Source organism: Bacillus sp. NPDC094064 (assembly GCF_050279585.1).
Taxonomy (GTDB): Bacteria; Bacillota; Bacilli; order Bacillales; family Bacillaceae_G; genus Bacillus_A.
Window position 1 is genome coordinate 69593 of sequence record NZ_JBNNUI010000004.1, and the last position, 12838, is coordinate 82430.

The following is a 12838-nucleotide window of genomic DNA, read 5'->3' on the forward strand; positions in this document are numbered from 1 at the left end:
TAATTGTATCGTAACGAATGAACACTGTGAAGAATTATATGAATTTTCAAACCAACTTCCCTTCCTTCCATAACAATGATATGATGAAATTTACTACGATAGTTCATAATTAACTTTATATAAAGGAGACTTATCATGTCAGAAAACAAAAAAGTAAGCTTAGCTGATTTAATGCGTGAACAACTTGCAAAGAAAAAGCAAGGTAACGGTAATGGTCAAAATGCAAAAAACCAAAGCCAAGAAACAAAAAAATTACAAAACCAACAAACAAAGAAAACAAACAACCAACGTAGACGTACAGGTGTATAAATGAACGGACAAAAACGTTCTAATATCGCACCCGGCCTTGAAGTTGATATTGTATTAAAACAAGATCAACGCACTGGCAAATTAACACGTGGCATTGTAAAAGATATTTTAACAAACTCCCCTTCTCATCCGCATGGCATTAAAGTACGATTGCAGGACGGGCAAGTCGGTAGAGTACAAAATATCGTCCAATAAGAAAAGGAGCTCAAGTAAACTCGAGCTCCTTTTCTTTATTAACCTTTAATTTTCTCGATGAAAACTACTTTTAAATAGTCTCCTTCTTTAAATTGATCGATTGTACGGAAATCTTCTGGTAAAGAATGTTCTTCTAATATTTTATATTTGCCGTTCATTTCTTTAAATGCTGTATCGATAAAGCCTTTAAACTTTTTCATATCGAACGCGCTACAATTTGTAGAAGCAACGATAATCCCGTTATTTTCTGTAATGGCAATTGTTTCTTTTAATAAGTTTTTATAATCTTTTGCTGCACTAAATGTATATTTTTTTGAGCGGGCAAAGCTTGGAGGGTCTAGTACGACCATATCAAATTTCATCTTTTTCTTAGCTGCATATTTGAAATATAAAAACACATCTTCTACAATAATATCTTGTGCTTCATAATCAATTTCATTTACACTAAACTGCTCAATCGTTTTACTTAAACTACGATTTGCAAGGTCGACACTCGTCGTTTTGCTCGCTCCACCAAGCGCTGCAAATACAGAGAAAGCACCTGTATAAGAGAACATATTTAACACTGTTCTTCCCTTTGCATATTTATCACGAATTTGTTTTCGAACGTTACGTTGATCTAAAAATACACCAACCATCGCTCCGTCATTTAAATAAACCGCAAAGTTCACACCATTCTCTTTTACGATAAGCGGGAATTCACCGCGCTCTCCTGCTACGAAATCATCACCTTCAATGTATTTCCCTTTCGTATCAAAGCGCTTTTTCTCATAAATACCTTTAAAGTTTGCTACTTTTTGAAGAGCTGCTATAATCTCATCTCTGAAAGTATAAATCCCTTCACTATACCAACTTACTACATAATAGCCGTCATAATAATCGATGATTAAGCCTCCAAGCCCATCACCTTCACCGTTTACAACACGGAATGCTGTCGTATCACTTGATTTGTAAAATGGCTTGCGTTTATGTAAGGCGGATTTTATTTTACTTTCAAAGAAAGATTGATTAATTTGTTCACTCTCTTTTCTCGTTAAAATCCAACCATATCCTTTATTTTGTTTTCCATAATAACCTTTTCCGATGAATTGGTTCTTCTCATCTACCACTTTAATGATTGTTCCTTCTTCTCGAACATCATTTAAGTTTTGAATTGCATCTTTTAAAATAAGCGGATATCCACTTTTAATTTCTTTTATAAATTTCGGTTTTATTTTTATAGTTACTTCTGATCGCATGTAATGTCTTCCTTTCCATTTGAATGCTTTCTAATTCGTAGGAAGCATGTAAAAAACGAGGCTAAAAAACAGCCTCGTTTCACTATACCATATTATTGCTTTGCTAGTACAACTAGCTCATACTCTCGCAAACCGCTATACATTTACTAACTTTTAAAGTAAACATCTTCCTATCCACAATAACCAAAAAAATTGTATATTTCATAATTACTATTGACATTGATAATGATTTTCATTATCATTTAATGTATATGAGTTCTCGAAAATAAAGTGATCTATATAGGAGGAATACACATGATTATTGTTACAAATACAACTAAAATTACGAAGGGCAATGGACATAAATTAATTGAGCGTTTTAATAAAGTAGGTAAAGTCGAAACAATGCCTGGCTTTTTAGGTCTAGAAGTTCTTTTAACACAAAATACAGTTGATTACGATGAAGTAACAATTAGCACTCGTTGGAATGCAAAAGAAGATTTTCAAGGCTGGACAAAGAGCTCTGCCTTTAAAGATGCTCACTCACATCAAGGTGGGCGACCAGACTTTATTCTTGATAATAAAATAGCTTACTATGATGTTAAAGTTGTACGTATGCCAATGGCTGCTGCACAGTAAAAATCATTTTTTTAAAGTATAGAATATGAGGAGCGTTATCACTCCTCATATTCTATACTTTTTTCTTTAATTTCTTTTCACTAATTTTGCATGTACAACTAACCTTCCAGCCTCTGGATCAAGCGCATAGTCACATGTAGAAAATGTTACAATTTCATCATTAGCCGTCAATTCCGTATCCGTTTTGTAAAGTGATTTATCTTGAATTTGCTTTAAGAACGCTGTATATGCTGCATCGCTTTCAAAATCCGTTTCAATGTAATAAAAGTCCGTTGTTGTCGTATATACTGAAAACACTTCAACGTCGTATCCTTCAAATAATGTATCGTAATACAATTTACGATGGGACATGAAGAAATCTTCATCCAACATCTTTTTTAAACTCCCAAACATAGAACCGTCCTTCATACGATGACCATATAAAATCGTATTTCGATTTTGAGATTTCACATCATTGCGATGGTCCATAAAAATACTTCCCGCCCTCATATCTTCACCTTTGTAATTACGAAATAAATAATAATCATTATCCTTCGCTTGAACGATTGGATAATTAATTTGTGTATCATCCATCGTAATCCATCCAACTATTTCTGGGTTGATTTTTTGGAGAGCTTGAAACTGTTTACGTACCTCCCCATCTTCTGATTTTTCTTCCATTGGACTTCTCTTATAAATATGCTGCGCCTCAGCCATTACTTTACGATTTTCATAATAATCCATGAAAATCCCACCCAATTCATACATTGAATAGAAAAATATTCCTAAAAATACAATTGTAAGTATTCGTTGAAAAAAAGAATTCTTTTTCCGTTCTTTCTTACTATTCAAATTATCACCTCAAAACGGATTATACTCAGCCTTTAAATTCCCATTGGTACCATGTATAACCCTGTATCTTCATCGTGCTTTACAACAACGTCTACACCATATATCGTCTTAATCATTTCTTCCGTTACGACTTCACCTGGCTTACCCTTCATCACAATTTCTCCATCTTTCATAACGATAATATGATCGCTATAACGGATTGCTTGATTAATGTCATGTAATACCATAACAATCGTTAAACCATGTACTTCATTTAACTCTTTCACTAACTCTAATATTTCAAGCTGATAATAGATATCTAAATACGTCGTCGGTTCATCTAAGAACAGCATGGGCGTATTTTGCGCTAAAGTCATCGCAATCCAAACACGTTGCCTTTCTCCACCAGATAATGCATGTATTGGCTTATCACGCTTATCTTGTAGTCTCGTACACGTCAATGCTCTTTCGATTGCTTCGCTATCCTCATCACTTTGTGTAGAAAAAATATTTTTATATGGCATACGCCCAAAACTCGTCAATTTCTCAACTGTAATATCTGATGGCGCCTCATTTTGCTGATGAACGACCGCTAGCTTTCTAGCAAATTCTTTCGGCTTATACTGGCTAATAGCTTTCCCATCTAGCATTACTTCCCCGCTACGGGGATTATGATTTCGCGACATAACACCTAGTAATGTTGATTTCCCACAACCATTTGGACCAATAATTGTTGTAATTTTTCCAACCTCTATCTCACTACTAACAGACTTTAAGCGATCCGTTACATTATCATAAGAAAAGGTTACATTTTTAATTTCCATGAACTCGATCACTCTTTCTAAGCAAGAATATTAAGAACGGACCACCGATAACTGCCATAATCGTTGCCGCTGGAATTTCATTAGGCGGTACGATTAGCCTACCGATTGTGTCCGCCGTTAAAATTAATAACGCACCTGCAAGGGCTGAAAACGGAATAAGTACTTTATGGTCTGATCCAACCAATTGCCTTGAAATATGTGGGATAAGTAATCCAACGAAAGCGATAACGCCCGCAATCGCAGTTGATACAGCTGCTAACAGGACAGCAATGGCTGAAATAATAAGGCGTACCCTTGTCACATGCAGTCCAAGGTTTTTAGCCGTTTTATCTTGTAAAGATAATAAATTACACCATGCCCCTACAAACAGTGCAAGTATGAGGCCAATCGATCCATATGTAACAAGCACTTCCACATCGCTCCATGTCTTCATCGTTATATTAGATGTTGTCGTCTGTTTAATACTTTTAATGAAATATCCGCAAATCGTAACGAAAGATTCATTTAAACCAGTAAACATCGCATTAATCGCTATACCGATTAAAATGATGCGCAGCGGACTTAAACCTGATTTCCAAGAAAACGAATAAACGAGATAACAAGCAAACGCTCCACCTAAAAACGCGAATAGTGGTGTCCAGAAAAAGAACTGAGGAAATAGCGTAATGATAACAAGCGTCATAAAACTGGCCCCTGAAGATATCCCGATAACCCCAGCATCCGCAAGTGGATTTTTCATAACAGCTTGGAAGAGCACACCAGAAACAGCAAGCGCTGCTCCAGTAAAAAGTGCAATAATAATGCGCGGGAAACGTAAATCTTTAATGACTTCAACATCTTCATTTGTCTCTGTAAATATACCTTGTAAAAGCTCAAAAACTCCAACTTCTAGACTCCCTTTCACTGCCGAAATAGTAGTCATCACAACGAGTAATACAGTAACTATGAAAAAACTCCAAAATTTTTTATTCATCGTAATCTTCCTTTATTTATGAAATGTATCATGGATACATCATTTTCTTTAGTTCATCTAACGCCTCTATAGCTGCTAAATTCCCTGTTGTTCCAAATAAACGCTCTTCTAAATCGTACACTCTATTATTTTTAACTGCAGCAAAATGCTTCCAAATATCGTTCGTTTTAAATTCCTTATCAAACATTTTCACAACTTCATCTGGCATACCATGTGCTGCACGTAAAATAATATCTGGGTCAGCTTTTTTTAAATACTCTGTATTAGAAGCTAAATACTCTACCTTTTCACCTTGTACGATATTTTTACCACCTAGCTGTTTTACTAAATCCCCAATATATGAGTGTTCTGTCGCTACTAAATAGCTTCCAGGCACTCCAAGTAAAATAAGGACTGTCGGTTCTTTCTTCCCTTTTACTTGTTTTTGAATGTCTGCAACCTTTTTATCAAACTTTGTTACGACTGCTTCAGCCTGTTTCTCACGCCCATATTTTTTACCCAGTTCTGTAATTGAGTTTTGCATATTTTTTAAACTCGTTAAATTTAAAAAGTTTGCTTTAATGCCCGCTTCATTAAAAACTGGCTTCAACTCATATTCAAGTGTCGTAACAGATAATACTTCTGATGGTTTCAGTGATTTTACTTTTTCCATATCAGGACTCATCGGATTTCCAACATCCGGTAAAACTTTATAACGCTTCGGTAATGTTTTATAACTAGTTGGAACACCAACTAAATCTACTTCTAACGCAGCCATAATTTCGGTCACGGCGACTGTCGTTGCAATAACACGTTCCTCATTACTGCTCTTTACCTTTTTTGCCGTTTCTTTTTTTGATGATGAGCACCCAGCTATACTAAATAAAAGAATGATAGCCATGAATACACTCGTGATTTTCTTCACTCTCAATCACCACTCCTTTCAGTACAATATGAAACGAGTCTTGATGCATGAAACCATGCATCAAGACTCCAAGTTTTACAGTCTACCTGCTCTATATTTACGAACTAAGAAAGCAAGTGATCCTAGTAATAGCAACATATACATTCCAATCTGTGCTGTATCTGCTGTTTTTGAGTTTTTCTCTTTTTTTGCACCATTATCTGTAGCATCGTTTTTCTTCTTACCATCTGCATTTCGATTAAAATCAGGAGTACCAGTTGTTTTTACATTTTTTACTTTCGGTGTAATCACTGGATTTTTCGGATCGTTTTTTGGATCCTCTTTAATAGTTCCTACTGCACCAATACTATTTGTATCAAATTGAATTTGTACGTCATAGAAATGATGGTAGTTCATTGAATCGATATCTACTTTTACTTTCGCATTTAATTTCGCAAATAAATCATCAATCTCAAATTCTACTACTCTCGTATTTGCATTTTTATCTTCACTCACTACTTTTGCATCAACAAATGCACCAGCGTTTTCTGTTTGGAATTTCGTAATCCACGCACTATCTTTTAGTGCCACCGCAACATATTTTTTGCCATCTTTTACTGTTAATCTCGCTGGATTTACAACGTATTGATTCATCATTGAAATCTCATCCGTTTTATCTTTTAACACTTTAAAAGCAATATCATATTGACCGTCTTTTAAATTTTTTGGATCAACTGTTACGTGTCCATTTTTGTTATTATTTCCGCCTTGGTTACCGTTACCATCTTGATTATTGTTTCCACCTTGGTTACCTTTACCATCTTGGTTGTTGTTTCCGCCCTGGTTACCTAAAGCTTTAATACTACCTTTATCAAATGCAAATTGAATATCGTAAACATGGTGATAGTTCATCGCATCGATATCTACTTTCACTTTTGCATTTAGCTTTTTCGATAAATCATCTACTTCCACTTCTACTACTCTTGTATCTCGCTCTTTACTTGTACCTAATACTTTTGCATCGACGAACGCGCCATTCTTTTCAAACTCAAACTTTGTAATCCATGAGCTATTCGTTAATGTGAAGGATACATACTTCTTACCATCTTTCACTTTTAATACGCCTGGACTCTTCGTATATGTGTTCATCATTGAAATTTCTTCAGTTTTATCTTTTAACACTTTAAAACCGATACTGTATTCACCATCTTTAAGAGCATTTGGATCAATTGTTATGTTATTGTCTTGATTGTTGTTTCCACCTTGGTTGTTGTTTCCGCCTTGGTTGTCTTTTCCATCTTGGTTGTCTTTTCCGCCTTGGTTGTCTTTTCCACCTTGATTGTTGTTTCCACCTTGGTTGTCTTTTCCACCTTGGTTGTTGTTTCCGCCTTGGTTGTCTTTTCCATCTTGGTTGTTGTTTCCGCCTTGGTTGTCTTTTCCATCTTGGTTGTCTTTTCCACCTTGGTTGTTGTTTCCGCCTTGGTTGTCTTTTCCGCCTTGGTTGTTGTTTCCGCCTTGGTTGTCTTTTCCACCTTGGTTGTCTAAAGACCGTATGCTGTCTTTATCAAATGCAAATTGAATATCATAGAAATGGTGGTAATTCATTGAATCGATATCTACTTTCACTTTTGCATTCAATTTTTTCGATAAATCGGCTACTTCTACTTCCACTACTCTTGTATCAGCTTTCGAATCTTCGCTTAATACACTTGCATTAACAAACGAATTATTTTTCTCAAACTCAAACTTTGTAATCCATGAACTATTCGTTAATGTGAAGGATACATACTTTTTGCCCTCTTTCACTTTTAATACACCTGGACTCTTCGTGTACGTGTTCATCATTGAAATTTCTTCGGTTTTATCTTTTAACACTTTAAAATTGATGCTGTATTCGCCATCTTTAATTGTTTCAGCATCTGGTTGTTTGTCTCCGTCTGGTTGTTTATCTCCATCTGGTTGCTTGTCTCCGTCTGGTTGTTTGTCTCCATCTGGTTGTTTGTCTCTGTCTGGTTGTTTGTCTCCATCTGGTTGCTTGTCTCCGTCTGGTTGTTTATCTCCATCTGGTTGTTTATCTCCGTCTGGTTGTTTATCTCCGTCTGGTTGTTTATCTCCATCTGGTTGTTTATCTCCACTTTTAATTGGTTCAAGTTTGTCTTGCTCAAATACAAGTTGTACGTCATGCGTTTGCTTGTAATTTTTTGATGCCATCTCGATGAATACTTTTGTATTCAGTTTTTTTGATAAATCGGCTACTTCAAACTCTACTACTCTTGTATCTTTTTCTTTATCCTCACTCACTACTTTTGCATCAACAAATGCACCATCTTTTTCCGTTTGGAAATTTTTAATTAATGAGCTACTTTTTAGCGTTACAATTGCTTTTTTCTTACCATTTTCCACTTTCAATACCCCTGGATTTTCCATGTAAGTATTCATTTTAGATTCTTCATTTGTTTTATCTTTTAACACTTTAAATGGAATGCTGTACTCACCATCTGCAATTGTGTTAGAATTTGGTTGTTGATCTGGGTCAGGCTTTTGGTCGGGCTTCTGACCTGGATCCGTAGTTTCATTTGGATCTGGCTTATTAGCTGGGTCCTCTTTTTCGTCTGGTTCTTCTACATGAATTGGTGTAATGCTATTTTGATCAAATGCGATACGAACGTTATAGTCATGATGATAATTTAAAAAGTCAATATCTACTTTTACTTTCGCATTTAATACCTTCTCTACATCTTCTACATCAAATTCTACTACTCTTGTATCTTTTTCTTTATCTTCACTAATTACATTTGTCTCAATGAACTGACCTGCTTTTTCTGTTTCAAACTTCGTAATCCACGAACTATTCGTTAATGTAAAGGATACTTTCTTTTTCCCATCCTTCACTTTTAAAGTTCCCGGGCTTACTGAATATTGATTCATCATTGACTCTTCATCTGATGTATCTTTTAACACTTTGAACCCAATTGAATACTCACCGTCAGCTAAAGTTGTAGCTGCTTGAACTGCAAGGGGGTGTAGTGTTGATACGAATGTAAAAATCGTTAGAAACATTGCAACAACAATCTTTAAATACCTGTTCAATAGAATTACTCTCCCTTTTAAAATTTATTTACTTAACTTCACTTTACGAACTAAGAAAACGCCCGAGATAAGAACTAACGCTGCAAATAATCCAATGCGTGCATCATCACCTGTTTTTGGGTTATCTGTTTTTTCAGCCTTGCCACTCTCATTTGTTCCTTTATTTGCATCTTTGTTTGTTTCTTTACTTTCTTCTTTCTTTTGCTCTTCTTTTACTTGTCCATCTTTTTTAGTTTGATCATCAGTTTTTGTTACAACAGCTGCATTGTTATCGTCGCCTACAGCTTTTACGTTTGCATCAAATGCAAAACGAATTGTGTAGTGGTGATCATAGTTTGCACTTGGTACAACAACATGAATTTTTACTCCTAACGGTTTAGATAAATCATCAACTTTAAATTCAACCGTTCTTTTATCTGCTGCTTCGTCCTTACTAATTACTTTTGAATCAACAAAATTACCATTATCTGGTGATTTAAATTCTGTAATCCAAGCACTATGATTCATTGGAACTTGTACTTTCATCTCACCATTTTTTACAACTAACTTAGCTGGTTTTTCAAAATAATCATTTGCCATTGAAGCCGAATCATCTTCCGCCTTTTTGATAACGTAGTTAATATCGTAAATACCGTCAGCTAATTTTGCTGAAGCTTGTCCAGATGGCATTACGAGAAAAGCTAGCATACATACTAACGTTATGATAAATGCGGGTAATACTGAAAACTTTCTCATCTTGCTTACTTCCTCCTTGTTTATCTTTCGCTTTATAATTTGAAAATGATAATTATTCTCAATAGGTAAGAGAAAATAATCTCTTCTCCTTTATTTAATTGTCATTACTTTATGTAACATAAGCATCGTTGATTATCATTCTCATTGAAGATCAAAAAAATAATTCCCTTCATTTCCGCTATAATAAGCTCTATAAAATACTTCAATTGTTTTATTGATTATCATTCTCAATGCAAATCAAAAAAAATAACCTACCTCTTCTATTGTTCTATCACCTCTTCTTCCCAAAATGATATAGTCATAGAAAACCTCTTTCCTTGCTCCCGTCACTTCCTTTCCAATATTTCCACAACTAAGTCAATCTTAGCCTACTCATAATTTTTTTGTCAACTATATTACGTATAAAATTTTTAATATCTAAATTTCCCTATATACGGCTTTTCCTACAAAAAAAGAGGCCTCCTTTCATAGAAAGCCTCTTTTCTCTATTTTTCTACAGCAATTTCATGCTTTTGAAACTTAGAAATTATATAACCAAATCCTATACCGATCATACCTGGAATTAACCAGCCAATCCCTACACTATATAATGGGATCTTATCTAAAATAGGTGCTAATGCTGCAATTTGAAGATTCGCATTGTGTAGTCCATCAAAGAAACTTATTGCAAATGCTCCTACAATCCCCCCCACGTACATCGCTAATGGAAGACGAACGTAGTTTTCAACGAGTGATAATACGATAAGAACGATTCCAATTGGATAAATTGCAATTAAAATTGGTAATGCTAATGCATTTAACTGAGTTAATCCAAGATTCGCTACCATAAATGCTAATACACAGAAAATGAAAACAACTTTTTGATATGAAAGTTTCGGTAATAAGGAAGAAAAGTATTCTCCACAAGCAGCGACGATACCTACAGAAGTTGTTAAACATGCTGCTGTAATCGCAATACCTAGTAATAAAGTTCCGTAACTTCCAAATAAATGATTCACAACATTTGTTAAAATAATTCCTCCGTTTGCACCCATTCCAAGTGATACACTAGAAGCTCCAAGGTAAGCAAGTGCTAAATACACAAGTAATAAACCAAGTGCTGCAATAAACCCTGCAAAGATTGTTACTTTCGCAATGCTATTCTTATTTGTAACACCTTTTGCTTTTAACGCATTAATAACAACATTTCCGAAAACAAGTGCTGCAAGTCCATCTAACGTTAAATATCCGTCAATAAAACCTTTAAAAAGAGGAGCACTATATGCTTCTGTCGGTGCACCAAATTCTCCGATTGGTGTAATAAGTGCTTTCCCTACAATAATTGCAATAACAGCTAACAAAATTGGAGTTAATACTTTACCGATGCGTCCCACTAATTTCGATGGATTTAAAGCTAAATAGAAAGTTAGTGCAAAGAAAATAAATGTAAAGATAACAAGTGGATATGATTGACCAGCTACCTCACTAGGTAAAAACGGTGCAACACTCATTTCATAAGCAACTGTTCCTGTACGCGGAACACTTACGAATACACCTAAACATAAATAAATGGCAGTGATAAAAACAAGTGCAAATATAGGATGTACACGTCCCGCTAGCTCGTTAATATCTCCCTTTAACGCTATAACAATTACGCCTAATAAAGGCAATCCAACTCCTGTTACAATAAAACCAAACAAGGCGATCCATACATCAGTTCCAGCACCTTGCCCTAACGCTGGTGGAAAAATCATATTACCTGCGCCAAAAAATAGTGCAAATAACATTAAACTTATTGCAAACATCTCAGAAAACTTTAAAGATGATTTCATTTCTACTAACCCCCTAAATGATTTATTAACAAAATATTCTGAATTAAAATCCGTCAAATATCCTCTTTCAAGCATACTTCCCCGTAAAAGAACGCAAAAAACACCCGTCCCTAACAAAGGGACGAGTGTTGAAATCGTGGTTCCACCCTTATTCTAATAAAATGAATTTATAACGAAATAAGCTCATTTTATAGCTCGTGTAAATTGATAACGGTTTTATCCGTCAAGAATTACAATGCATCATGCAGTTCACTCTTGAAGTTTAGAGGTGGTAAGCTTGTCTTTTCGTATTAGGAAGCTCACAGCCTAAGGCTTCCCTCTCTGAGAATCGTAAAAAACAACTCATGTCCTCATCATTACTTTTATTAAATATCTTGTCGAAACTTGTTGTTTTTTATTATATGGGCTATTTTTTTAAAAATCAATAGTTTTATTTTTTCTGACAAAAAAATATAGGGAGAAAATTTTTCCTCCCTATAACTGTCCTATTAATAATTCTAATTCTTCAGCTGTAATGTCTCGCCACTTTCCTACTTCAAGATCATTTAGCTCTATATTCATAATGCGTTCTCGCTTTAGCTTTATTACAGTAAACCCGAAAGCTCGGCTCATTCTACGAATTTGTCTGTTCATTCCTTGCGTTAAAACGATGCGGAATGTAGACTGATCCACTCTCGTCACTTTACACGGCTTCGTCATCCCATCTTTAATCTGTACACCGCTGGACATCTCATCAATAAACCAATCTGTAAAAGGCTTATCGACCGTCACAACATATTCTTTCTCATGCTCATGATCTCCGTGTAAAATTTGATTCGCAATCGCACCATCATTCGTTAATAAAATAAGTCCTTCTGACGCTTTATCTAATCGTCCAACAGGAAAGATACGCTCTGGGTAATTGATATAATCAATTATGTTATCTTCAATATGATCAGCTGCTGTACAAGTAATTCCGACTGGTTTATGAAAGGCGATATACACTTTTTCTTTCTCTTCTTTTACAATAATCTGTCCATCTATCGTTACAACATCACCATCGCTCACGAGTGCACCGTGCGTACATATTTCCCCGTTAATAGCCACGCATCCAGCTTTAATAAGGCGATCTGTTTCACGTCTTGAGCAGGATTTTGCTTCGCTTATGTATTGGTTGATTTTCATAGCTTATTCCTTTTCATATATTAAAAGCGTCAATCTATGGCAATATTATTATGCCACGATTGACGCTCTTTCACTTCGCAAAAACAACTAAATAAATAACCCCAATCACCAAAAATATTCCACAACAAGCTAACAATACTTTTGCAAGTTTGTCCATAAACATATAATGGTTTCCCCTTTGTTTCGTT

General features: G+C 35.1%; 12 protein-coding genes and 1 other annotated feature. Of the genes, 3 read left to right on the plus strand and 9 right to left on the minus strand.

Annotated features, from left to right (window positions below; genetic code table 11):
- Window positions 1–135 precede the first annotated feature (135 nt).
- Together ACQKNI_RS10900 and ACQKNI_RS10905 are read left to right on the plus strand one after the other, a co-directional pair.
- Complete coding sequence (locus tag ACQKNI_RS10900) at window positions 136–309, plus strand: hypothetical protein (RefSeq protein WP_001293578.1); 174 nt, start codon at window positions 136–138, stop codon at window positions 307–309.
- Window positions 310–504, plus strand: coding sequence for a YwbE family protein (locus ACQKNI_RS10905; RefSeq protein ID WP_001014310.1), 195 nt, complete (start codon window positions 310–312; stop codon window positions 502–504). It abuts the gene before it with no gap.
- Between the two features lie 38 nt (window positions 505–542).
- Here the strand turns inward: ACQKNI_RS10905 and ACQKNI_RS10910 are convergent, their stop codons facing one another.
- Window positions 543–1742, minus strand: a complete 1200-nt coding sequence (locus tag ACQKNI_RS10910) for a class I SAM-dependent rRNA methyltransferase (protein ID WP_088230779.1) — start codon at window positions 1740–1742, stop codon at window positions 543–545.
- A 294-nt stretch (window positions 1743–2036) separates the two neighbouring features.
- Between ACQKNI_RS10910 and isdG the strand changes: the two genes are divergently transcribed.
- Window positions 2037–2360 carry a heme oxygenase gene (gene isdG / locus ACQKNI_RS10915; protein ID WP_088230780.1) on the plus strand — a complete coding sequence of 108 codons (324 nt, stop codon included), beginning with the start codon at window positions 2037–2039 and terminating at the stop codon, window positions 2358–2360.
- 66 nt (window positions 2361–2426) lie between these two features.
- Here isdG and srtB read toward each other — a convergent pair whose 3' ends face one another.
- The 8 genes from srtB to ACQKNI_RS10955 form a co-directional block, all read right to left on the minus strand.
- Window positions 2427–3191: a class B sortase gene (srtB, locus tag ACQKNI_RS10920; protein ID WP_088230781.1), complete on the minus strand. Its 765-nt coding sequence runs from the start codon at window positions 3189–3191 to the stop codon at window positions 2427–2429.
- Window positions 3192–3223: 32 nt separating this feature from the next.
- A complete protein-coding gene (locus ACQKNI_RS10925; protein WP_088230782.1) occupies window positions 3224–3994 on the minus strand; it encodes an ABC transporter ATP-binding protein in 771 nt (256 codons plus the stop codon).
- Window positions 3984–4967: a FecCD family ABC transporter permease gene (locus ACQKNI_RS10930; protein WP_088230783.1), complete on the minus strand. Its 984-nt coding sequence runs from the start codon at window positions 4965–4967 to the stop codon at window positions 3984–3986. The genes ACQKNI_RS10925 and ACQKNI_RS10930 overlap by 11 nt, the downstream gene beginning before the upstream one ends.
- A 28-nt stretch (window positions 4968–4995) precedes the next feature.
- A complete protein-coding gene (gene isdE / locus ACQKNI_RS10935; protein ID WP_140417360.1) occupies window positions 4996–5877 on the minus strand; it encodes a heme ABC transporter substrate-binding protein IsdE in 882 nt (293 codons plus the stop codon).
- A gap of 69 nt (window positions 5878–5946) precedes the next feature.
- A complete protein-coding gene (locus ACQKNI_RS10940; RefSeq protein ID WP_427282412.1) occupies window positions 5947–8910 on the minus strand; it encodes an NEAT domain-containing protein in 2964 nt (987 codons plus the stop codon).
- A gap of 54 nt (window positions 8911–8964) precedes the next feature.
- On the minus strand, window positions 8965–9675 hold the full coding sequence (gene isdC / locus ACQKNI_RS10945; protein WP_088230786.1) for a heme uptake protein IsdC: 711 nt from the start codon (window positions 9673–9675) through the stop codon (window positions 8965–8967).
- Between the two features lie 485 nt (window positions 9676–10160).
- Window positions 10161–11486 carry a branched-chain amino acid transport system II carrier protein BrnQ6 gene (gene brnQ6 / locus ACQKNI_RS10950; protein ID WP_088230787.1) on the minus strand — a complete coding sequence of 442 codons (1326 nt, stop codon included), beginning with the start codon at window positions 11484–11486 and terminating at the stop codon, window positions 10161–10163.
- A 114-nt stretch (window positions 11487–11600) separates the two neighbouring features.
- Window positions 11601–11852 (minus strand) — a binding site (T-box leader).
- A gap of 108 nt (window positions 11853–11960) precedes the next feature.
- Window positions 11961–12650, minus strand: a complete 690-nt coding sequence (locus ACQKNI_RS10955; RefSeq protein ID WP_088230788.1) for a 23S rRNA pseudouridine(2604) synthase RluF — start codon at window positions 12648–12650, stop codon at window positions 11961–11963.
- Between the last annotated feature and the right edge of the window lie 188 nt (window positions 12651–12838).